We start from the raw sequence: 23,150 nt of genomic DNA on the forward strand, positions 1-23,150 counted from the left end.
CTGCGCAGCAGTCCCGCTTTTTGGGGCCGCTGCGCGACCCAGCGGGGATAAATCCCTCGCCACAGGGTTTCATGTTTGAACAAAAATCTGGATTAACCACCCACACGAGGTTCCATGCCCAACCGCCCGCCTCTCGACGCCATCACCGCCCGCTGGTTGCCGTGGGTCGTTGCCATCGCGTTCTTCATGCAGTCCCTCGACGGGACCATCCTCAACACCGCGCTGCCGGCCATGGCCAGCGATCTGGCCGAAGACCCGTTGCGCATGCAGGGTGTGATCATCGCCTACATGCTCACCGTGGCCCTGCTGATCCCGGCCTCCGGCTGGATCGCCGACCGCTTCGGCACCAAGAAAATCTTCTTCGGCGCCATTCTGCTGTTCAGTTTCGGCTCGTTGCTCTGCGCGTTATCCAGCAGCCTCGGCATGCTCATCGGCGCCCGCGTCATCCAGGGCCTCGGCGGTGCGCTGATGCTGCCGGTCGGGCGACTGGTGGTGCTGCGTGCCTACCCGCGCTCGGAACTGGTGCGGATCATGGGTTTCATCACCATTCCGGGTCTGCTCGGTCCACTGATCGGCCCGACCATGGGCGGCTGGATGGTGGAATACGTGACGTGGCACTGGATCTTCCTGATCAATCTGCCGGTCGGGGTGATCGGTTGTTATGCGGTGTGGAAATTCATTCCTGACCTGCGCGGTACGGAGCGCACGCGTTTCGACAGCCTCGGTTTTCTGCTGTTCGGCGCGGCGATGATCCTCATCACCATTGCCATGGAAGGCCTCGGCGAACTCCACCTGCCGCACTTGCGGGTGATGTTGCTGCTGTTCGCCGGCATGGCCTGTCTGGCGGCGTACTGGCTGCGCGCCGGGCATATCGACAATCCGTTGTTCGCGCCGTCGCTGTTCAAGACACGTACCTTCGCCGTCGGTATTCTCGGCAACCTGTTCGCACGCTTGGGCAGCGGCGCCCTGCCGTTTCTGGTGCCGTTGTTGCTGCAAGTGGCCTTGGGTTACTCCCCCTCGCAAGCCGGGATGAGCATGTTACCGCTGGCCGCTGCGGCGATGATCGCCAAGTGGGTCGCGCGGCCGCTGATCGAACGCCTCGGCTATCGCATCGTCCTCACCGGCAACACATTGGCGCTGGGGATCATGCTGGCGAGCATGGGCCTGGTCAGCGAGCAGACGCCGTACTGGCTGCTGCTGTGCCTGCTAGCCGTGCTGGGTGCTATCAACTCGCTGCAATTCACCGCGATGAACACGGTGACGCTGATCGACCTCGACGATGCCAGCGCCAGCAGCGGCAACAGTCTGCTGTCGGTGGTCGCGCAGTTGTCGCTGAGCCTCGGCGTGGCCTGCGCCGGTGCGCTGCTTGGTGGCTTCACTGCGAAGGTCGGCAACGATGGCGTGGAAACCGTACTCGGCGCGTTCCAACTGACCTTCGTCACGGTCGGCGTGATGGCGATGCTGGCGGCGACGATCTTCTCGCAGCTGTCCAAGGAAGACGGCCGCCGGGCGAAACGGCCGCAGGAGCACATCGAACACTGATTCTGCTGAAAAACTTCTGTGGCTGCTGAAGGACTTCCGTGGCGAGGGATTTATCCCCGCTGGGTTGCGCAGCAGCCCCAAAAAGGTTGGATGCGGTCAGCCGGATGAATCGAGGTGGCAGGTATTGGGGTGCTGCGCACCCATCGGGGATAAATCCCTCGCCACAGATAAATCCCCTCGCCACAGGTAATCCCTGCCTCGGGTTCAATCGCTGTTCGTCCAGAACTGTCGAGGAAACTGGCAAGGGGCTGCTACACTGCGCGACATTTTGTTTTGCAGGCCAGTCCCGTGACCACCATCGCCACCGCTTTTAATACTCTGCCGCTGTCCGCCGCCATGCTGGCTAACCTCGAATCACTCGGTTATGCCCAGATGACGCCGATCCAGGCGCAGAGCTTGCCGGTGATCCTCAAGGGGATGGACCTTATCGCCCAGGCCAAGACCGGCAGCGGCAAGACCGCCGCATTCGGCATCGGCCTGCTCAACCCGATCAACCCGCGCTACTTCGGTTGCCAGGCGCTGGTGATCTGCCCGACCCGCGAGCTGGCCGACCAGGTGGCCAAGGAAGTCCGTCGCCTGGCCCGCGCCGAAGACAACATCAAGGTCCTGACCCTGTGCGGTGGCGTCTCGTTCGGCCCGCAGATCGCTTCGCTGGAGCACGGCGCGCACATCATCGTCGGCACCCCGGGGCGCATTCAGCAGCACCTGCGCAAGGGTTCGCTGGTGCTCGATGGCCTGAACACGCTGATCCTCGACGAAGCCGACCGCATGCTCGACATGGGTTTCTACGACGCCATCGAAGACATCATCATCAAGACCCCGGAGCGCCGGCAGACTCTGCTGTTCTCCGCGACCTACCCGGTGGGCATCAAGCAACTGGCCTCGAAATTCATGCGCGATCCGCAGACCGTCAAGGCTGAAGCCTTCCACGACGACACGCAGATCGAGCAGCGCTTCTACGAGATTTCCCCGGAAGAGCGCATGAGCGCGGTGACCAAAGTCCTGCACCACTTCCGTCCGGCGTCCTGCGTGGCGTTCTGCTTCACCAAGCAGCAGGTTCAGGAAACCGTCGATCACCTGACCGCCAAAGGCATTTCCGCCGTCGGCCTGCACGGCGATCTGGAACAGCGTGACCGCGATCAGGTGCTGGCGATGTTCGCCAACCGCAGCACCTCGGTGCTGGTCGCCACCGACGTCGCCGCCCGTGGCCTGGACATCGATGCGCTGGACATGGTGATCAACGTCGAGCTGGCGCGCGATTCGGAAATCCACATCCACCGCGTCGGCCGCACCGGTCGCGCGGGCGAGAAAGGCATCGCCATCAGCCTGGTCGCGCCGTCCGAAGCTCATCGTGCGCAAGCCATCGAACAACTGCAGAAAGCGCCGCTGAACTGGGATCAGATCGACAACCTCAAGTCCCAGGGCCTGGCACCGCTGCAACCGCCGATGACCACCCTGTGCATCGGCGCTGGCCGCAAAGACAAAGTGCGCCCGGGCGACATTCTTGGCGCACTGACCGGCGAAGCGGGCATTCCCGGTGCGCAGGTCGGCAAGATCGCGATCTTCGATTTCCAGGCCTACGTCGCTGTCGAGCGCACCGTGGCCATGCAGGCCTTGCAGCGCCTGAACGACGGCAAGATCAAGGGCCGCTCGTTGCGCGTACGCATTCTGTAAGCGATCTTCCATCCATGGGAGATCCCTGTGGGAGCGGGCTTGCCCGCGATGACGGCCTGACAGACAACATTTATGTTGAATGTGCAGACCTCATCGCGGGCAAGCCCGCTCCACAGGAGTCACAGGTGATTTTGAATTTTGTGTGAGGACACCGTTTTGCGCTCTACCGAAGTCGTGATCATTGGCGCTGGCGCCGCCGGCTTGATGTGTGCCCTGACCGCCGCCGGACGCGGGCGTCAGGTGTTGCTGCTCGACCACGCGAACAAGGCCGGCAAGAAAATCCTCATGTCCGGCGGCGGTCGCTGCAATTTCACCAACATGTACACCGAACCGAGCAATTTCCTCTCGCAGAACCCGCATTTCTGCAAATCCGCGCTGGCGCGTTACACCCAGTGGGATTTCATCGGTCTGGTCGGCAAACACGGCGTGCCGTACCACGAGAAGAAACTCGGCCAGCTGTTCTGCGATAACAAATCCAGCGACATCCTCGGCATGCTGCTCGATGAATGCGATCAGGCCGGCGTCGATCTGCGTCTGGACACCTCGATCCAGACCATTGAAAAAATCGACAGCGGTTATCTCCTCGACACCACACTTGGCCAGGTTCAGTGCCAGTCTCTGGTGATCGCCACCGGCGGCCTGTCGATCCCGACCCTGGGCGCCACCGGTTTCGGTTATCAGGTCGCCAGACAATTCGGCCATGAACTGCTGCCGACCCGCGCCGGGCTGGTGCCGTTCACCATTACCGACCAGCTCAAGGAGTTGTGCACAGAGCTGTCCGGGACCTCGGTGGATTGTCTGGTCAGCTGCAATGACCAGAGCTTTCGCGAAAACATCCTGTTCACCCATCGCGGCCTCAGTGGCCCGGCGATTCTGCAGATCTCTTCGTTCTGGGAGCCCGGTGATACGGTGGAGATCAACCTGCTGCCGGATCACGACGCGGCGAGCTGGCTGCAAGAGCAAGTCGCCGAGCGCCCGAACAGTGAACTGAAGACTTTGCTTGGCGAGATTTTCACCAAGAAAATGGCCAACCTGCTGGCGGATAACTGGTTCGTTTCCAAACCAATGAAGCAGTACACCCACGCGGAACTGGCGGAGATCGCCGAGAAGCTTGGCAGCTGGAAGGTTGTACCGGCGGGGACTGAAGGCTATCGCACGGCTGAGGTGACTCTGGGTGGCGTCGATACCCGCGAGGTGTCGTCCAAGACCATGGAGTCGCTGAAAAGCCCGGGCCTGTACTTTATTGGTGAAGTGCTCGACGTCACCGGGCATCTGGGCGGCTTCAATTTCCAATGGGCCTGGGCCTCCGGTTACGCTGCCGCGCAATACGTCTGATCCCATTCTCTCAAATTTGAAATGCAATCTCTGTGGGAGCTGGCTTGCCAGCGATGAGGCCGGTACATCCAACATCAATGTTGAATGTCAGACCGCCATCGCTGGCAAGCCAGCTCCACAGGGATATGTACGCCATTTGAGATTTAGTTCGGCACAAGACCTCAAAGGAACACTTTTTGCTGTCAGATGTGCTCGGCGCCATTGCGTCGGCGTCATTACTGGCTCAATTTAGCGGCATCGCCTCGGAAGGCCTTCGCACTTCATGTCCTCGACCTCGTTTCGTCAGTCTTTGCGGCGCCTGTGGGCGCTGGATAAATTCAGCTACAGCGTGCGGGTATTCATCGCCCTGACCGGCAGCATGGCGCTGTGCTGGTATCAGGATGAAATGGGTCTGCTGATCCCGTTGTTCCTCGGCATCATCGCCAGCGCCCTGGCCGAGACCGACGACAGTTGGCAGGGGCGTCTCAACGCTCTGGCGGTGACGCTGGTGTGTTTCAGCATCGCCGCGCTGTCGGTGGAATTGCTCTTTCCCTACCCGATCATTTTTGCCGTGGCCCTGGCGCTGGCCAGTTTCGGCCTGACCATGCTCGGCGCGCTGGGCGAGCGATACGGTGCGATCGCCTCGGCGACGCTGATTCTCTCGGTGTACACGATGATCGGCGTCGATCAGCGCGGCGGCGCGGTTACCGATTTCTGGCATGAACCGATGCTGCTGGTCGCCGGTGCAGCGTGGTATGGCCTGCTCTCGGTGCTGTGGCAGGCGCTGTTTTCCAATCAACCGGTGCAGCAGAGTCTGGCGCGGCTGTTCCGCGAACTGGGCCTGTATCTGAAGCTGAAATCCTCGCTGTTCGAGCCGATCCGGCAGATGGACGTCGAAGCCCGCCGCCTCGAACTGGCGCAACAGAACGGCCGGGTGGTCGCCGCACTCAACACCGCCAAGGAAATCATCCTGCACCGGGTCGGCAATGGTCGACCGGGCTCGAAAGTCAGCCGTTATCTGAAGCTGTATTTTCTTGCGCAGGACATCCACGAACGCGCCAGCTCTTCGCACTACCCTTACAACGCGCTGGCCGAGGCATTCTTCCACAGCGACGTGCTGTTTCGCTGCCAGCGCCTGCTGCGCCAGCAAGGCAAGGCCTGCCGGGCCTTGGCCGAGTCAATCCAGATGCGCCAGCCGTTCATCTACGACGCCAGTTTCGCCGAAGCTTTGAGCGACCTGCATGCCTCCCTCGAACACTTGCGCATCCAGAGCAACCCGGCATGGCGCGGCCTGCTGCGCTCGTTGCGCGCACTGGCGGCGAACCTCGGCACCCTCGACCGCCTGCTCAGCGATGCGAGCAACCCCGATGCTCTGGCGGACGCCACCGACAGCAGCCTGCTCGACCGCTCACCGCGCAATCTCAAGGACGTATGGATTCGCCTGCGTACGCAACTGACGCCGACTTCTCTGCTGTTCCGTCATGCCCTGCGCCTGCCGCTGGCACTCAGCATCGGCTACGGCATGGTGCACCTGATCCACCCGTCGCAAGGCTACTGGATCATCCTCACCACGCTGTTCGTCTGCCAGCCGAACTACGGAGCCACCCGGCGCAAGCTCGGCCAGCGGATCATCGGCACGGCCATTGGTCTGACGGTGGCCTGGGCGCTGTTCGATCTGTTCCCCAACCCGGTGGTGCAATCGTGCTTCGCCATTGCTGCCGGCGTGGTGTTCTTTACCAACCGCACCACCCGCTACACCCTGGCGACGGCGGCGATCACGATCATGGTGCTGTTCTGCTTCAATCAGGTCGGCGATGGCTACGGACTGTTTCTGCCACGGCTGTTCGATACCTTGCTGGGCAGTTTGATTGCGGGTCTGGCGGTGTTCCTGTTCCTGCCGGACTGGCAGGGTCGGCGTCTGAACAAAGTGCTGGCCAACACTCTGACCTGCAACAGCATCTACCTGCGCCAGATCATGCAGCAATACGCCGCTGGCAAGAGCGACGACCTCGCCTATCGCCTGGCGCGCCGCAACGCGCACAACGCCGACGCGGCACTGTCGACAACACTGGCGAACATGCTCATGGAGCCGGGGCATTTCCGTAAGGAGGCGGATGTCGGTTTCCGTTTCCTGGTGCTGTCGCACACCCTGCTCAGCTATTTGTCAGGGCTCGGCGCGCACCGCGAAACACAGTTGCCAGCGGAGGTGCGCGAGCATCTGATCGAAGGCGCCGGGGTGAAACTGGCGACCAGCATCGACGAAATCGCCCAAGGCCTTGCGAGCAAGCAGCCGATTGCAATTCAGAGTGATGAAGAAGAAGCGCTGGCCAATGAGCTGGAACAGATGCCGGATGAAATCGATGAAGGGCAGCGGTTGGTGCAGACGCAGCTGGCGCTGATTTGCCGGCAGTTGGGGCCGCTTCGGACATTGGCGGCGCATTTGATCAAAGAGGTCTAGCTGCAAGTTGCAAGCTACAAGCCGAACGCAACCCTGCTTCTAACTTGAAGCTTGCAGCTTGAAATTTGTAGCTCCCCACTACATTCCATGCCGCCGCAATAACTTCTCATAAGTCCCGTCAGCCTTCATCGCTGCAATCGCCCGGTCAAACCCGGCGACGATCTGCTCATGCTGCGGATTCTTCAGGCTGACCAGAATATGCAGGCTGTTCTCACTCAACGGCTTGGGTAAAAACTCCACCGAATTGCGCACCTTGGCCGATTCCCGCGCCAGGTAATACTTCGCTACGTACTCATCCTCAAGCGTCAGCTTGACCCGGTCCGCCGCGAGCATGCGCACGCCCATGGCGAAGTTGTGCACGGGCACTTTCTGCATCGCCGTGTCGGCATCGAACGGGGCGGAATAGGCGTACCCGCGCACCACCGCAATCGGATAGGTGTGCAGTTGCTCGAGGCTGTTGTATTCAATGGGTGCGTCTTTACGCTTGAGGAAGCGGATGCGATTGATCAGGTACTCACCGGAAAACTGGCCGATCTGCGTGCGCTCGTCGTTGTACCAGGCGTTGACCAGCACGTCGTAACGCCCTTCGCCAATCCCCAGCAATGCTCGCGCCCACGGCACTTGCTCGTAGCCGCTGGCATAACCGGCGCGAGCCAGTGCGGTGCTGACAATGTCGGTGGCCAGGCCACCATTGACCAGCGCATCGTCGGTAAACGGCGGCCAGTTATCGAACGCCAGCCGCAGCTTCTGCGCCGCAGCATCCTGGCCCAGCACCAGCAGTCCGATCAGCGCAACGGCTTGAAGCAATCGCAGCATGCTTGAACATCCTCAGCGGGCAACCGCCCGACGTGGTTTCACGTCAAAATCCAAGGCCCCTTACCGGCAAAACCCAAGCATTGAACATTAGCTCATGGGAGCCAGTGGACAGTGCTCTTCAGCAGATTACACAAAGTCGCAGCCAGCGTGAGAAAGGAATAGTGGCATTTTGACCTTTATCACAGACTGTTGCGCCATACAGACATACGGCGCTGCTGCGCTTAGTATCGGGCGACATGGTCAAGGAATCGAAAAATGACAATCGAGTGGATCTGCAAACATCATCGTGATCTGGGCAAAGAGCAGTTGTACGCCTTGTTGAAGCTGCGCTCTGATGTATTCGTGGTCGAACAGAAATGCGCCTATCCGGATCTCGACGGCCAGGATCTGGACGGCGATACCCATCACCTGATGGGCTGGGAGGATGATCAACTGATGGCTTACCTGCGCCTGCTGGATCCGGAATCCCAGGGCGGCGACGTGGTGATTGGTCGGGTGATAACCGCCCCTGCCGGTCGGGGCAAAGGGCTGGGGCACGAAATGATGGAGCAGGCTTTGAAGCAGGCCGAGAAGCACTGGCCGCAGGTGCCGATCTATCTGTCGGCGCAGGCGCATCTGCAGGGGTATTACGGCAAGTACGGGTTCGAAGTGGCGGGCGAGGAATATCTCGAGGATGGGATTCCCCACATAGGCATGCGTCGTTCTTGAGGGCCTCATCGCTGGCAAGCCAGCTCCCACAGGTTCATCGCTCGTTCACGAAAACCGTGTTCGCTGGAGATCCCTGTGGGAGCTGGCTTGCCAGCGATTGCGTCAGTTCAGGCGCCGCTGGATTCAGGGGTATTCCAGCACCGCTTTTATCTGCCGCAAATTGCGCTCGATCCAGCCGCGATCAATCGCTCCCCACTCGCGAATCCGATAGCGCCCGGCATGATTGCGCGCGCCCTCTTCCTGTTCGAACTCACAGATGATGTCCAGATCGGCCAGCGCGGCAATCGTGTCCTGCGCCGTGCGTCGAGGCATGCCGGTGACTTCGGTCAGCGCCGGCACGCTTGGCGCCAAGCCACTGTCGATCAGATAGGCCACGTACAAACGGCGGTAGAAACTGCTTTTGGTCTTGCTGACGTCCATCACACCTTCCTGATTGGTCAAGCCTGCATATCCCGCCACGTCAGGTACACACGCAGATCGAACTCGATCTGGTGATACCCCGGCAGCATGTGCTCGCACAGTTTATAGAACGCCTTGTTGTGGTCCGATTCCTTGAAGTGCGCCAGCTCGTGCACCACGATCATCTTCAGAAAGTCCGGCGCGGCGTCCTTGAACAGCGCGGCAATACGGATTTCCTTGTTGGCCTTGAGCTTGCCGCCCTGCACCCGCGAAACCGTGGTGTGCAGGCCGAGGGCGCGGTGGGTCAGGTCGAGGCGGTTGTCGAACAGCACTTTGTCGATGGCCGGCGCGTTGCGCATATACTGCTGTTTGAGATCCAGCGCGTAGCTGTACAGTGCCTTGTCGCTCTGTACGTCATGCCGTCCCGAATAGCGCTGATCGAGGTAATCACCCAGCCGCCCTTCGGCGATCAGCTGGCGCACCTGATCCTGCAAACGCTCGGGATAGGCCTGGAGGTATTTCAACACAGTCATGGACGAGCGACGCGGTTCGGAAAAGGTGCGCCAGTGTAGCGAATTCAGCCGGCCAGCGCGCTCCAGTCAAACGGTTCGGCGAAGCGCACGACGTCCTCGGCGACCAGAGGGCGCGCCACCAGGAAGCCCTGCACGTACTCACAGCCATGGGCTTGCAGCCACTGATATTGTTCGATGGTTTCTACACCTTCGGCGATCACCAGCAGACCGTATTGCTTGCACAGGTCGATGACCATGCGCACCAGCGCCGCATCGCGTGGCGAGTCCGGCAGGCGCGCGATCAAGTGGCGATCGAGCTTCAGCGTGTCCAGTTCCAGATCGCGCAGATGCGCCAGCGAGCACGGCCCTGAACCGAAATCGTCCAGCGCCACGCGCACCCCGAGATGACGCAGCAGCCGCAGTTGCTTGCGGGTTTCGTCCGGGTTTTGCATCAACGCTTCTTCGGTGACTTCGACTTCCAGTTGCCGAGGCAGCAGCGCATGGCGCTCCATGACCTGACGCAATTCAGTGACCAGATTCGGCAGGCCGAACTGGGTGTTGCTCAGGCTCACGCCGAGCACCAGATCATCAGCGAAGAGCGCTTCCCAGGCTTTACGCTGACCGGCGCCACGGTGATAGATCCAGCTGCCAAGGCGACTGATCAAGCGCGCCTCTTCCAGCAACGGCAGAAACAACCCCGGCGGCACATCGCCGACGCTCGGGTGCTGCCAGCGCAGCAACGCTTCGAACCCACGGATCTGCCCGCTGCCAATCGCTACCTGCGGCTGATAGACCAGGTTGAAATCGCGGTTTTCGATGGCCTCGCGCACGCTGTCTTCAAGCATCAGACGCGAGCGTGCGCGGCCGTTCATCTCATGATCATAGAAGCGATATTGCTGACGCCCGGCACGCTTGGCTTCGTACATGGCAATGTCCGAGGCGCGCAGCAAACCGTCGAGATTGCGCCCGCAGTCTGGATAAGTAGCAATGCCGATACTGGCGCCAAGGACGATATCCAGGCCTTCGATCTGCTGACAGACCGATACCCGTTCGATGAGCTTCTCGGCAATCTTCGCCGCTTGCTCGGGGAATTCCAGATCCAGCAGCGCGGTGAATTCATCGCCGCCCATTCGCGCGAGAATATCGAACGGCCTCAGGCACGCCTTCAGTTGTTCGGAGACCCAGCGCAACACGCGGTCGCCGGCATCATGGCCGAGGGAATCGTTGACCCGTTTGAAACCGTCGAGATCGAGGTAGAGCAACACCCAGCTGCTGTCACTGCGCTCGCCGCGCAGCAGCAGGTTTTCCACGGTCTGGTAGAACCCGCGTCGGTTGAGCAACCCGGTCAGCGGATCGGTCACCGCCTGGAACTCCAGTTGCTGGTGCAAGTGACGCACCACCGACATGTCCAGCACCGTCACCACCATTGCATGCTGCTCCGAGGGCAGCGGAGCACAAGACAAGGCCACCGGCACTTGCTGCCCCGGCGCCGTACGCAACAATGCATCATGCAGACGCAGGGTTTCACCGCGCTGGTAGCCGGCGTAGAACTCGGAATCGGCCCATAGCGGAATGTGCGGCTTCTGCAGGAAATCGAGAAACTCCTTGCCCTCAAGTTCCTTCACCGGCGCATTGAGCAGCCGTGAAATCGCCGGATTGGCAAAACGGATCACGCCGTCCTCGCTCAGCACCAGAATGCCTTCGGCGGCGTTATCCAGCACTGAAGCATTGAAGGCCCGCGCCACTTCCAGATCATGACTCAGGCGTTGCAAGGCACGGCGATTGCGCTGGTGCTCGAGCAGCGCCTGGACCTTGGGCTTGAGAATCTGCGGATCGAACGGCTTGAACAGGTAATCCACCGCGCCACTGGCATAGCCCTTGATCACGGCGTCCTGGGATTGCTCGTTGGCGGTCAGGAAAATGATCGGCGTCAGCCGCGTGCGCTGGCTGCCGCGCATCAGCCGCGCAACCTCGAAACCGTCCATGCCGGGCATCTGCACATCGAGCAGGACCAGATCGATGTCGTATTCGAGCAAAGGTTCAGCGCCTCGAAACCGGAGGCGGCGGTCATCACGTGCCAATCCTGACGCTGCAGCAACGCGCGCATGCTGATCAGGTTTTCGGGGTAATCATCGACGATCAAAAGGACCGAGCTGCCTTCACCTGGCTGGGGTTGCGCGCATTCCATGCTGCTTCTCTTATCAAGCCGTTGCCGGCAAAAACCATAGACGTACTGAGCCTTCACTCTAGTCGCGGTTCCCATAAAGCAGAAGCTGTCATGGCGCCATCATTCGACCATTGTTCCGTCGAGCCGACTAACGGTCACGCCTACAGCCCCCGAAAACCGGGAAGGATGGCATTTCGACAGGATGTTGACGCCAATCAACCGCCGGACGGGCATTAACAAAAATAGCCGCTACGCTTATAAAGGCGCCCCGAAAAGGCGCGGGCTAGAGCTTCTGGCACCCGCGTTCAGGATGAATCGAGTGGAAGAACCGACATGATCGATCTCGCAACCTGGAACCTCAGCGTTCCCGTTGGCAGCCCGCCATACACCGTCGAAACCGAAAAACTGGTGAAAGGCTTCAAGGATCAATACTTCCATTCCGATACCGGGACCTTGTTTTTCTGGTCACCGGTCACCGGTTCAAAAACCGAAAACGCTGTCTATCCGCGCACCGAACTGCGCGAAACCTACAGCAACGGCACCCTGCGCAACTGGTATTACCCGGACGCCGATAACCTGCTGCGCGCCACCCTCGCGGTAAACAAAGTGCCCAGCTCGGGCAAGATCGTCATCGGCCAGATCCATGCGTATGAAAGCCAGAAGCCGATGCTCAAACTTGAGTACCAGTACAAGGAAAAAACCGAGACCGGCAACCTGGTGATCAAAGTGCGCATGCGCCCCGATGATGACGAAAGCCGCGTCATCACCCTCGCCACTGGCATCAAGCTCGATCGCGAATTCAACTACCTCATCCATCTGAGTCCTGGTGGCGCGTTGGGCGTCAGTGCGGCGGGATATCAGTGGGATTCGCAGATCAGCGCGACGTGGCGCAACAAGCCGCTGTACTTCAAGGCCGGGGTATATGTGCAGGACAACACCGGCTACACCAGTGAAGGTGGACAGGTGACGTTTACCAAACTGGATATTGACCACGACAAGTAACCCAAACACCACAAGGAGCTGGCGAGCGCGCCCGACAGGCATTCGGTCACGTTGAACTGAAGAATAATCGTTCAGAAGAGCCCGCCTGAGGGCGGGTTTCTTGAGCCAAATGGATTAAATGTTCCGCATACGGTACATTGACACCAAAATGTTACGGTAGCGAAACATGGATTACTCTCTTTTAATTACCCGTCTCGGGATTCAATTACGTGAAAAACGTATAAATCGTGGCCTGACGCAGGCTCAACTTGCCGATCTGGCGGGACTGACACGATACAAAGTCATTGCGGTAGAGAAAGGCACCCTTTCTGTCGGCATGATCGCTTACGCGCGCGTTTTGGCTGCTTTGGACTGCGAACTCTCGGTGGTTCCAGCAACGATGCCAACCCTTGAAGAGATCGGAGATTTATTCGAATGAAAATGGCCTCTCTTCAAGTCAGTACCCCTGAAGGTAATAGCGGCAGGCTTTTCAGCGATGCCGAGGATTTCACTTTTCGTTATCACGAAGATGCATCGCCACAAATGGCGATCAGCCTCCTGATGCCTGTACGGCATAACGAGTTTCGTCGGCGGGAGTTGCACCCTGTTTTTCAAATGAACCTGCCAGAAGGCTATGTACTGGAGCAGTTGCGCAACCGCTTGGCCAAGACTGTGAACGTCGACCCAATGCTGCTACTGGCGCTTTCCGGCAGTACATCGCCCATTGGCAGGGTTCACGTACGCTCTGAAACCGTTGATGCATTGTTGCAGGCGCAAGAATTTCCGGGAGAAAAACTTGAAGAGATTCTCACGTGGGACGGTACGGAAGATATCTTCGCCAACATGCTTGATCGCTACATCCTGCGGGCAGGCATTTCAGGTGTTCAACCCAAGTTGCTGGTGCCGGAGCGACAAGAAATAGAGTTGCCGAGAGTGACATCCAAAACCTCGGATCTGATCATCAAGAGTGGAAGAGACGAATTCCCGGGCCTGGCGATCAACGAATTCCTTTGCATGTCCATGGCGAAAGACGCGGGGATTCCCGTTCCACCGTTTTACCTTTCCGATAATGCCAAGCTGTTTGTCATGCGTCGATTTGATCGCGACGACCAGCTCAATCCCATTGGGTTTGAAGACATGGCGGTGCTGATGGGGCTCTCGGCTAACGAGAAGTACAGCAAGAGTTATGCGGCAATCGCCAAGGCTGTTCGAGTGTTTTGCCCAGCGAAACACTTGCGTACGTCGCTTGATCAACTCTTCGATAGCGTCGCTCTGAGCTGCATTGTTGGGAATGGCGACGCTCATTTGAAAAACTTCGGATTGCTCTATTCCGAACCGACGCGACGCGACGCGCATCTGGCTCCGGCTTACGACATCGTCAACACCACGGCCTATATTCCAGAAGATGTTCTGGCATTGGATCTGGCGGGCAACAAGTCAATGTTCGCCTCACGACAAGGACTCCTGGAGTTCGCTCACACCTGTGAAATCGACCAACCCAAAGAGCGCATTCAGCATCTGCTTGCCTCGGTTGATACGGTGCTCGATCGCTATCCTCAGTATCGCGAACAGGCGCCCCAAGTGTTCAACGCCATTAAGCACGCGGCAGCGCCATTTTCTCTGACTTTTGGATAGCATCGTTACCACGAGAAATCCCGCCCACAAAAACCCGCCTCTCGGCGGGTTTCTTTTAATCAGCTCAACACTCAGGCTCAGTTGACCTTAGCGTTCAACTCACCCTTCAGATAACGCTGATACATCGCTTCCAGCGAGATCGGTTTGATCTTCGAAGCATTGCCAGCAGTACCGAACGCTTCGTAACGAGCGATACACACGTCACGCATTGCGGTCACGGTGGCGCCGAAGAATTTACGTGGGTCGAATTCGCTCGGGTTGGTGGCCATCAGGCGGCGCATGGCGCCGGTGGATGCCAGGCGCAGGTCGGTGTCGATGTTGACCTTGCGCACGCCGTGCTTGATGCCTTCGACGATCTCTTCAACCGGGACGCCGTAGGTTTCTTTGATGTCGCCGCCATATTGGTTGATGATCGCCAGCCACTCTTGCGGAACCGAGGACGAACCGTGCATCACCAGGTGGGTGTTCGGGATGCGTTTGTGGATTTCCTTGATGCGGTCGATCGCCAGCACGTCGCCGGTTGGTGGCTTGGTGAACTTGTAGGCGCCGTGGCTGGTGCCGATGGCAATGGCCAGGGCATCGACCTGGGTGCGTTTGACGAAGTCAGCGGCTTCTTCCGGGTCGGTCAGCATCTGGCTGTGATCCAGAACGCCTTCGGCGCCAATGCCGTCTTCTTCACCGGCCATACCGGTTTCCAGCGAACCCAGGCAGCCCAGCTCGCCTTCTACCGAAACACCGCAGGCGTGAGCCATGGCCACGGTTTGTTGGGTAACGCGGACGTTGTAGTCGTAATCGGTCGGGGTCTTGCCGTCTTCGCCCAGCGAGCCGTCCATCATTACCGAGCTGAAGCCCAGTTGAATCGAACGCTGGCAGACGTCAGGGCTGGTGCCGTGGTCCTGGTGCATGCACACCGGGATGTGCGGGAATTCTTCGATCGCGGCCAGGATCAGGTGACGCAGGAATGGCGCACCGGCGTATTTGCGGGCGCCGGCCGAAGCCTGGACGATCACCGGGAGTCAGTCTTGTCAGCGGCTTCCATGATGGCGCGCATCTGCTCAAGGTTGTTGACGTTGAAAGCTGGAACGCCGTAGCCGAACTCGGCTGCGTGGTCCAGCATCTGGCGCATGCTGATAAGTGCCATTGTGTGTGTCTCTCCCGGTTGAGGGTCGTTGATCGTGCCAGCCTGCCGGAGCGGCGGCGGCTATTCAAGTTAATGCAGATCGGGGTTTGGGCCCGGGCTGCGAATTCGGTGATACAAAATCTCAAGAACTACAGACAAACACTGTGGGAGCGGGCTTGCTCGCGAATGCGGTTAAACATTCAACATTTATGCGAGCTGGTCCACCGCCTTCGCGAGCAAGCCCGCTCCCACATTTGGATCGCTGTGAATCAAATCAATCGTTTTACTCGGTCTTGCAACCACGGCCAATCAGGTCATTGGTGGCGACCCAGTACACCAGGCCTTCGTCACCCTTGACGTGAAACGCCAGCATGCCATCGCTGTACAGCGCGCCCGAGGCGCCCGGCTCTTCTTTCAGGCGATAGACCTGATCAGCGCCGCCCAGTCGCACATCGACTTCCTTCTGGCCAGCATCGGCGTACCGCCACAGCACCTTGGCCTGACTGTCGCAGGTCCAGGTCGTCCAGTTGTCTGCCGGGGCCGACGACTGAAACAGGTTCAACTGCGCGCAACCGCCCAACAATGCCAACGCCGCAACGGCGATCAAGCCTTTCATCCGTGTTCCTCGACTGACGACGCATGCCGCCAGCCCTGAGTTAAAGAGTCAGACCCGTCAAGGACAACCATGTTCCTTGACCGGGGTTTGCGTCTCGTATTTGTCCAGGCCGTCCGGGCCCGAGCGCTTATTCAGCACCGGGTTGGTTTCGGCCTGCCAGTCGGCCTGATAACAGCCCTTCTGCGGCTCGCTCGGTGCTGGCGTCGCGTCGGCCTTCGGGGTGCTCCCGCAGGCCGCCAGCGTACCGGTCAGCAACAACAGCGCTAACGACTTGACCATGTGAACACTCCTTTGCCTGGCCAAACGGGCGGCCTCAGGCCTTGGCCCGGCTTTCCAGGACTTCAACGGCAGGCAGCACCTTGCCCTCGACGAATTCGAGGAACGCGCCACCACCGGTGGAAATGTAGGAGATCTGCTCAGCCACGCCATATTTATCGATCGCCGCCAGGGTGTCGCCACCGCCCGCGATGGAGAATGCCGAGCTTTCGGCGATGGCCTGGGCCAGCACTTTGGTGCCGTTGCCGAACTGATCGAACTCGAACACGCCGACCGGGCCGTTCCACAGAATGGTCTTCGACGACTTCAGCAGTTCGGCGAAGTTGGCTGCAGTTTGCGGACCGATGTCGAGAATCATGTCGTCCGCCGCCACGTCAGCGATCAGCTTGACGGTCGCTTCGGCGCTTTCGGCAAATTCCTTGGCAACCACAACGTCAACCGGCAATGGCACGCTGACTTTAGCGGCGATGGCGCGTGCGGTGTCGAGCAGGTCCGGTTCATACAGCGACTTGCCAACCGGATGACCGGCGGCCGCGAGGAAAGTGTTGGCGATGCCGCCGCCGACGATCAGTTGATCGCAGATCTGGCTCAGACTGTTCAACACGTCGAGTTTGGTCGAGACCTTGGAGCCAGCAACGATGGCCGCCATTGGCTTGGCCGGCGCGCCCAGGGCCTTGCCCAGTGCGTCCAGTTCAGCGGCCAGCAGCGGGCCAGCGGCAGCAACTTTGGCGAACTTGGCCACGCCGTGGGTCGAACCCTCGGCGCGGTGAGCGGTGCCGAAAGCGTCCATCACGAACACGTCGCACAGGGCCGCGTATTGCTGGGCCAGGTCGTCGGCGTTCTTTTTCTCGCCCTTGTTGAAGCGCACGTTTTCGAACAGCACGATGTCGCCAGCCTTGACCTCAACGCCACCGAGGTAATCAGCCACCAGCGGCACTTCACGGCCCAGCGCTTTGCTCAGGTAGTCGGCGACAGGTTTCAGGCTGTTCTCGGCGGAGAACTCGCCTTCAGTCGGACGGCCCAAGTGCGAGCAGACCATCACTGCCGCGCCTTTTTCCAGGGCCAGCTTGATGGTCGGCAGCGAAGCCAGGATGCGCGCGTCGCTGGTGACAACACCGTCCTTGACGGGGACGTTGAGGTCTTCGCGGATCAATACGCGCTTACCTTGCAGATCGAGGTCGGACATCTTCAACACGGTCATGGGTCGCACTTCCTACGGTTTTTTGAAGTTGCTGTTTGCAGATAGTGGTCTGCAACGTCCAGCATTCGGTTGGCAAAACCCCATTCGTTGTCGAACCAGGCCAGGATGTTCACCAGTTTGGGGCCGGAAACACGGGTCTGACTGGCATCGACGATGGCCGAATGTGGGTCATGGTTGAAATCACAGCTGGCGTGCGGCAACTCGGTGTAGGCCAGCAGGCCTTTGAGCGGGCCGCTGGTGGCGGCTTCGCGCAGGATCCGGTTGACCTCATTGGCATCAGTCGCCGTGGCGGTCTGCATCGTGATGTCGAGGCAGGACACGTTGACTGTCGGCACGCGCACGGCTTTGGCCTGAATTCGTCCGGCAAGTTCCGGCAGCAGGCGCTCGATGCCCCGCGCCAGACCAGTGGACACCGGGATCACCGACTGGAACGCCGAACGCGTGCGGCGCAGGTCTTCGTGGTGATAGGCATCGATCACCGGCTGATCGTTCATCGCCGAGTGAATCGTGGTGATCGACACATAATCCAGGCCAATCGCCTGATCGAGCAGACGCAGCAGCGGCACGCCGCAATTCGTCGTGCAGGAGGCGTTGGACACCAGCAGTTCGTCGCCGGTCAGGCATTCCTGATTGACGCCGTAGACGATGGTGGCGTCGACATCCGCTTCGCTGGCCATCGGCTGCGAGAACAGCACACGCGGCGCGCCGGCATCGAGAAATCGCTGGCCATCGGCACGGGTGTGGTAAGCGCCGGAGCATTCCAGCACCAGATCGACGTCCAGCGACGCCCAATCGATGCCTTCGGGGGTGGCACTGCGCAAGACCTTCACGCAGTCGCCATTGATATGCAGACAATCGCCTTCAACCCGCACTTCGCCGGGGAATCGCCCGTGGGTGGAGTCGAAGCGTGTCAGGTATTCGATGCTGGCCATGTCGGCCAGATCGTTGATCGCGACAATCTCAAACCCGGCCTTATCGCCGCGCTCGAACAACGCCCGCAAGACGCAACGACCAATGCGGCCATAGCCGTTGAGTGCAACTTTGTAGGGACGCGGTTGAGGCATGGGGTTCTCGATTCCGTGGTGAATCAGGCAGTGCGATGTTGCCTGAACCAACGCTTTCGCGAGCAGGCTCGCTCCCACATTGGAATGCATTTCCCTGTGGGAGCGAGCCTGCTCGCGAAGGCGTCAGCCCGGACAACATAACTGTCAGATTTAGTCTTCCAGCAGCTCTTCAGCCTGACCGAGGATGTTCTCCAGGGTAAAACCGAATTCTTCGAACAATGCCGAGGCCGGCGCCGACTCACCGTAGGTGGTCATGCCGATCACACGACCTTCCAGACCTACGTACTTGAACCAGAAATCGGCGTGCGCCGCTTCGATGGCAATACGTGCGCCGACCTGCAACGGCAGCACCGACTGCTTGTACTCCGCATCCTGAGCATCGAACGCGCTGGTGCAAGGCATCGATACCACGCGAACCTTACGGCCCTGCTCGGTCAGTTTGTCGAAGGCTTGAACCGCCAGACCGACTTCCGAACCGGTGGCGATCAGGATCAGCTCAGGCTCGCCTGCGCAGTCCTTGAGTACATAACCACCACGGCTGATGTTGGCGATCTGGCCAGCATCGCGTTCCTGGTGTTGCAGGTTCTGCCGCGAGAAAATCAGCGCCGAAGGGCCGTCCTTGCGCTCCAGTGCGTTTTTCCACGCGACTGCCGATTCAACGGCATCGGCTGGACGCCAGGTGTCGAGGTTCGGCGTGGTGCGCAGGCTGGTCAGTTGCTCGATCGGCTGGTGCGTCGGGCCGTCTTCGCCCAGGCCGATGGAGTCGTGGGTGTAGACGTGGATCACGCGCTTCTTCATCAGTGCCGACATACGCACGGCGTTGCGCGCGTATTCCATGAACATCAGGAAGGTCGCGCCGTAAGGCACCAGGCCGCCGTGCAGGGTCACGCCGTTCATGATCGCGGTCATGCCGAATTCGCGCACGCCGTAGTACATGTAGTTACCGCTGGCATCTTCAGCGCTGACGCCCTTGCAACCTTTCCACAGGGTCAGGTTGGAACCGGCGAGGTCAGCCGAACCGCCGAGCAGTTCCGGCAGCAGCGGGCCAAACGCGTTAAGGGTGTTCTGGCTGGCCTTGCGGCTGGCGATGGTTTCGCCCTTGGCCGCGACTTCGGCGATGTAGGCCGAGGCTTTTTCCGAGAAGTCGGCCGGCAGTTCACCGCTCAGACGTCGGATCAGCTCGTTGGCTTCGGTCGGGAATGCAGCGGAGTAAGCAGCGAAACGCTGATCCCACTCGGCTTCGACCGCGCGGCCAGCTTCTTTGGCGTCCCACTCGGCGTAGATGTCGGCCGGGATTTCGAACGGGCCGTAGTTCCAGTTCAGCGCCTGACGGGTCAGGGCGATTTCCGCGTCACCCAGTGGGGCGCCGTGGCAATCTTCCTTGCCCTGCTTGTTCGGCGAACCGAAACCGATGGTGGTCTTGCAGCAGATCAGCGTCGGCTGAGCGCTCTTGCGCGCGGTTTCGATGGCGGTCTTGATCTCTTCCGGATCGTGACCGTCGACATTGCGGATCACCTGCCAGTTATAGGCTTCGAAACGCTTCGGCGTGTCATCGGTGAACCAGCCTTCGACTTCGCCGTCGATGGAAATGCCGTTGTCATCGTAGAAGGCAATCAGCTTGCCCAGGCCCAGCGTGCCGGCCAAAGAGGCGACTTCGTGGGAAATGCCTTCCATCATGCAGCCATCACCGAGGAACACGTAGGTGTGGTGGTCGACGATGTCGTGGCCAGGACGGTTGAACTGCGCGCCCAGGACTTTTTCAGCCAGCGCGAAACCGACGGCGTTGGCCAGACCTTGACCCAGCGGACCGGTGGTGGTTTCAACGCCCGGGGTGTAACCGAATTCCGGGTGGCCCGGCGTGCGGCTGTGCAGTTGACGGAACTGCTTGAGGTCGTCGATCGACAGGTCGTAACCGGTCAGGTGCAGCAACGAGTAGATCAACATCGAGCCGTGGCCGTTGGACAGCACGAAGCGGTCACGGTCGGCGAACGACGGGTTGCTCGGGTTGTGCTTGAGGTAGTCGCGCCACAGCACTTCGGCAATATCTGCCATACCCATAGGGGCACCGGGATGGCCGCTGTTGGCTTTTTGCACGGCATCCATGCTGAGGGCACGAATGGCGTTGGCACGCTCACGACGGCTAGGCATCGCTGATCTCCTGGGTGTGAATAGACTGAAACGGAAAAAAGGAGGGCATTTTCCCTCACCCATGCGTCTGGGGGCAATGACAGATAGTCATCGGCAGGCGTTTTTCCAATCGATAGCGCAGGTTTCGCCTGGTGAAACCTTTCCGCTGTTCGTTTGTAGAGACTACCGTGCGTTGAGAAGTGCCATTTATCGAGCAATATCAAAACTTTTTGATATTGACCTTGCGGTGCCTTGCCCCCGTCTCTAGACTGCCAGCCCTATGAACTTACGCGTGCCTTCCATTCGCCATGACGATTGCGACGAGCTGGCGGCCCTGTGCAAGGCCGGCGGCGATCCGCTGCGGCTGAATGTCTTGCGCGCACTGGCCAACGATTCGTTTGGCGTGCTGGAGCTGGCGCAGATTTTCGGCATCGGCCAGTCGGGCATGAGCCATCACCTCAAGGTGCTGGCGCAAGCCGATCTGGTGGCGACACGCCGTGAGGGCAACGCGATTTTTTATCGTCGCGCCCTGCCCCACAGCGAATTGCTCGGCGGCAAGCTGCACGCGGCATTGCTGGAAGAAGTCGACAACCTGGATCTGCCAGACGAAGTGCAAGCGCGCATCGAGCAGGTTCACGGCCAGCGTGCCGCTGCCAGTCAGGACTTTTTCGCCCGGGTCGCGGAAAAATTCCGTGCCCAGCAGGATTTGATCGCAGGCCTGCCGCAGTACCGTGACAGTGTGCTGGCCCTGCTCGACAAACTGAACTTCGATGGTGCAGCCACGGCCATTGAAGTCGGCCCCGGCGATGGTGCTTTTCTGCCGGAACTGGCCCGTCGCTTCGGCACCGTAACCGCGCTGGACAACAGCCCGGCGATGCTCGAACTGGCGCGTCAGGTGTGTGAACGTGAACAGCTGGCTAACGTCAGCCTGCAATTGGCCGATGCATTGAACGGCACAAGCCTTCAAGCCGATTGCGTGGTGTTGAACATGGTCCTGCACCATTTCGCCGCCCCGGCCGATGCGCTCAGGCACATGGCCGACTTGCTGCAACCGGGCGGTAGCCTGCTCGTGACAGAGTTATGTAGCCACAACCAGAGTTGGGCCAGGGAGGCCTGCGGTGATCTCTGGTTGGGGTTTGAACAGGACGATCTGGCCCGTTGGGCCACCGCTGCGGGACTCGTTCCCGGGGAAAGCCTCTATGTAGGCTTACGTAATGGTTTCCAGATCCAGGTTCGCCACTTTCAGCGACCGGCTGGCGACACTCACCATCGGTAAATTCAGGAAAACATCGAGATGAGCGAATACTCCCTCTTCACCTCCGAGTCCGTGTCTGAAGGACATCCGGACAAAATCGCCGACCAGATTTCCGATGCGGTGCTGGACGCCATTATTGCCCAGGACAAACACGCTCGCGTGGCTGTGGAAACCCTGGTCAAGACCGGCGTGGCCATCGTTGCCGGTGAAGTGACCACCAGCGCCTGGGTCGACCTGGAGCAGATCGTTCGTGACGTGATTTGCGACATCGGCTACACCAGCTCCGAAGTCGGCTTCGACGGCGCCACCTGCGGCGTGATGAACATCATCGGCAAGCAGTCCCCCGACATCAATCAGGGTGTTGACCGTGCCAAGCCTGAAGATCAGGGCGCCGGCGACCAGGGCCTGATGTTCGGTTACGCCAGCAACGAAACCGACGTTTTGATGCCAGCGCCGATCACCTTCTCGCACCAGCTGGTGCAGCGTCAGGCTGAAGCACGCAAGTCGGGCCTGCTGCCTTGGCTGCGTCCGGATGCCAAGTCGCAAGTGACCTGCCGTTACGAAGGCGGCAAGGTTGTCGGCATCGACGCTGTTGTTCTGTCGACCCAGCACAACCCGGAAGTCTCGTACAAAGACCTGCGCGAAGGCGTGATGGAGCTGATCGTCAAGCACGTACTGCCTGCCGAACTGCTGAGCAAGGACACCCAGTTCCACATCAACCCGACCGGCCAGTTCATCATTGGCGGCCCGGTAGGTGACTGCGGTCTGACCGGTCGCAAGATCATCGTCGACAGCTACGGCGGCATGGCCCGTCACGGCGGCGGCGCATTCTCCGGCAAGGATCCATCGAAGGTTGACCGTTCGGCTGCCTACGCTGGCCGTTACGTGGCCAAGAACATCGTTGCGGCCGGCCTGGCCGAGCGTTGCGAGATTCAGGTGTCCTACGCAATCGGTGTGGCCCAGCCTACGTCGATCTCGCTGAACACCTTCGGCACCGGCAAGATCAGCGATGACAAGATCATCAAACTGGTGCGTGAAGTGTTCGACCTGCGTCCATACGCGATCACCACCATGCTCGACCTGCTGCACCCGATGTATCAGGAAACCGCAGCCTACGGCCACTTCGGTCGGGCACCGCAGACCAAGACCGTTGGCGAAGACAGCTTCACCACGTTCACCTGGGAAAAAACCGACCGCGCCGACGCCCTGCGTTCCGCCGCTGGCCTGTAAAACCCTGGCTGCATGAAAGCCCCGCACGGTTCGCGCCGTGCGGGGCTTTCATGCC

19 protein-coding genes and 2 pseudogenes are annotated in these 23,150 nt (G+C 60.0%); 11 read left to right on the forward strand and 10 right to left on the reverse strand.

Annotated features, from left to right (window positions below; genetic code table 11):
• Positions 1-114: 114 nt before the first annotated feature.
• The 4 genes from mdtD (at position 115) to yccS (ending at position 6,988) form a co-directional block, all read left to right on the forward strand.
• Complete coding sequence (gene mdtD, locus LJU32_02355) at positions 115-1,542, forward strand: multidrug transporter subunit MdtD (GenBank protein ID WKV89316.1); 1,428 nt, start codon at positions 115-117, stop codon at positions 1,540-1,542.
• A 288-nt stretch (positions 1,543-1,830) separates the two neighbouring features.
• The gene (gene dbpA, locus LJU32_02360; protein ID WKV89317.1) at positions 1,831-3,216 is read left to right on the forward strand and encodes an ATP-dependent RNA helicase DbpA; all 1,386 of its coding nucleotides are present in this window, start codon (positions 1,831-1,833) and stop codon (positions 3,214-3,216) included.
• A 156-nt stretch (positions 3,217-3,372) separates the two neighbouring features.
• Positions 3,373-4,551, forward strand: coding sequence for an NAD(P)/FAD-dependent oxidoreductase (locus tag LJU32_02365; GenBank protein WKV89318.1), 1,179 nt, complete (start codon positions 3,373-3,375; stop codon positions 4,549-4,551).
• A 262-nt stretch (positions 4,552-4,813) separates the two neighbouring features.
• A complete protein-coding gene (gene yccS / locus LJU32_02370) occupies positions 4,814-6,988 on the forward strand; it encodes a YccS family putative transporter (protein WKV89319.1) in 2,175 nt (724 codons plus the stop codon).
• Between the two features lie 78 nt (positions 6,989-7,066).
• Here yccS and LJU32_02375 read toward each other — a convergent pair whose 3' ends face one another.
• A complete protein-coding gene (locus tag LJU32_02375; protein ID WKV89320.1) occupies positions 7,067-7,804 on the reverse strand; it encodes a transporter substrate-binding domain-containing protein in 738 nt (245 codons plus the stop codon).
• Positions 7,805-8,059: 255 nt separating this feature from the next.
• On the opposite strand from LJU32_02375, the gene LJU32_02380 reads away from it, so the two are divergent.
• The gene (locus LJU32_02380; protein ID WKV89321.1) at positions 8,060-8,512 is read left to right on the forward strand and encodes a GNAT family N-acetyltransferase; all 453 of its coding nucleotides are present in this window, start codon (positions 8,060-8,062) and stop codon (positions 8,510-8,512) included.
• A 123-nt stretch (positions 8,513-8,635) separates the two neighbouring features.
• Here LJU32_02380 and LJU32_02385 read toward each other — a convergent pair whose 3' ends face one another.
• The 3 genes and pseudogenes from LJU32_02385 to LJU32_02395 form a co-directional block, all read right to left on the reverse strand.
• Positions 8,636-8,932 carry a winged helix-turn-helix domain-containing protein gene (locus tag LJU32_02385; GenBank protein WKV91022.1) on the reverse strand — a complete coding sequence of 99 codons (297 nt, stop codon included), beginning with the start codon at positions 8,930-8,932 and terminating at the stop codon, positions 8,636-8,638.
• Positions 8,933-8,949: 17 nt separating this feature from the next.
• Positions 8,950-9,444 (reverse strand): M48 family metallopeptidase, encoded by a 495-nt coding sequence (locus LJU32_02390; protein WKV89322.1) that lies wholly within the window; start codon positions 9,442-9,444, stop codon positions 8,950-8,952.
• Between the two features lie 44 nt (positions 9,445-9,488).
• A pseudogene (locus LJU32_02395) lies at positions 9,489-11,611 on the reverse strand (EAL domain-containing protein).
• On the opposite strand from LJU32_02395, the gene LJU32_02400 reads away from it, so the two are divergent.
• The 4 genes from LJU32_02400 (at position 11,498) to LJU32_02415 (ending at position 14,206) form a co-directional block, all read left to right on the forward strand.
• Entirely contained in the window at positions 11,498-11,827 is a 330-nt protein-coding gene (locus LJU32_02400) for a hypothetical protein (GenBank protein ID WKV91227.1), read from the forward strand. The pseudogene LJU32_02395 and the gene LJU32_02400 overlap by 114 nt on opposite strands.
• 96 nt (positions 11,828-11,923) lie before the next feature.
• A complete protein-coding gene (locus LJU32_02405) occupies positions 11,924-12,592 on the forward strand; it encodes a polysaccharide lyase family 7 protein (GenBank protein WKV89323.1) in 669 nt (222 codons plus the stop codon).
• Positions 12,593-12,758: 166 nt separating this feature from the next.
• The gene (locus tag LJU32_02410; protein ID WKV89324.1) at positions 12,759-13,010 is read left to right on the forward strand and encodes a helix-turn-helix domain-containing protein; all 252 of its coding nucleotides are present in this window, start codon (positions 12,759-12,761) and stop codon (positions 13,008-13,010) included.
• Complete coding sequence (locus LJU32_02415) at positions 13,007-14,206, forward strand: type II toxin-antitoxin system HipA family toxin (GenBank protein ID WKV89325.1); 1,200 nt, start codon at positions 13,007-13,009, stop codon at positions 14,204-14,206. Before LJU32_02410 ends, LJU32_02415 begins: the two co-directional genes overlap by 4 nt.
• 77 nt (positions 14,207-14,283) lie before the next feature.
• Here LJU32_02415 and fba read toward each other — a convergent pair.
• The 6 genes and pseudogenes from fba to tkt form a co-directional block, all read right to left on the reverse strand.
• Positions 14,284-15,347 (reverse strand): annotated as a pseudogene (gene fba, locus LJU32_02420) (fructose-bisphosphate aldolase class II).
• A 262-nt stretch (positions 15,348-15,609) separates the two neighbouring features.
• Positions 15,610-15,942, reverse strand: coding sequence for an MliC family protein (locus LJU32_02425; GenBank protein ID WKV89326.1), 333 nt, complete (start codon positions 15,940-15,942; stop codon positions 15,610-15,612).
• A gap of 57 nt (positions 15,943-15,999) precedes the next feature.
• Positions 16,000-16,221 (reverse strand): hypothetical protein, encoded by a 222-nt coding sequence (locus LJU32_02430; protein WKV89327.1) that lies wholly within the window; start codon positions 16,219-16,221, stop codon positions 16,000-16,002.
• Positions 16,222-16,255: 34 nt separating this feature from the next.
• Positions 16,256-17,419: a phosphoglycerate kinase gene (locus LJU32_02435; protein ID WKV89328.1), complete on the reverse strand. Its 1,164-nt coding sequence runs from the start codon at positions 17,417-17,419 to the stop codon at positions 16,256-16,258.
• On the reverse strand, positions 17,416-18,483 hold the full coding sequence (gene epd, locus LJU32_02440) for an erythrose-4-phosphate dehydrogenase (GenBank protein ID WKV89329.1): 1,068 nt from the start codon (positions 18,481-18,483) through the stop codon (positions 17,416-17,418). Before epd ends, LJU32_02435 begins: the two co-directional genes overlap by 4 nt.
• A 150-nt stretch (positions 18,484-18,633) precedes the next feature.
• Positions 18,634-20,631: a transketolase gene (gene tkt, locus LJU32_02445; GenBank protein WKV89330.1), complete on the reverse strand. Its 1,998-nt coding sequence runs from the start codon at positions 20,629-20,631 to the stop codon at positions 18,634-18,636.
• Between the two features lie 259 nt (positions 20,632-20,890).
• On the opposite strand from tkt, the gene LJU32_02450 reads away from it, so the two are divergent.
• Both LJU32_02450 and metK read left to right on the forward strand, forming a co-directional pair.
• A complete protein-coding gene (locus LJU32_02450) occupies positions 20,891-21,886 on the forward strand; it encodes a metalloregulator ArsR/SmtB family transcription factor (GenBank protein WKV89331.1) in 996 nt (331 codons plus the stop codon).
• A gap of 18 nt (positions 21,887-21,904) precedes the next feature.
• Positions 21,905-23,095, forward strand: coding sequence for a methionine adenosyltransferase (gene metK, locus LJU32_02455; protein ID WKV89332.1), 1,191 nt, complete (start codon positions 21,905-21,907; stop codon positions 23,093-23,095).
• Positions 23,096-23,150 lie beyond the last annotated feature (55 nt).

Source organism: Pseudomonas sp. B21_DOA, from assembly GCA_030544685.1.
Classification (GTDB): domain Bacteria; phylum Pseudomonadota; class Gammaproteobacteria; order Pseudomonadales; family Pseudomonadaceae; genus Aquipseudomonas; species Aquipseudomonas fluorescens_AO.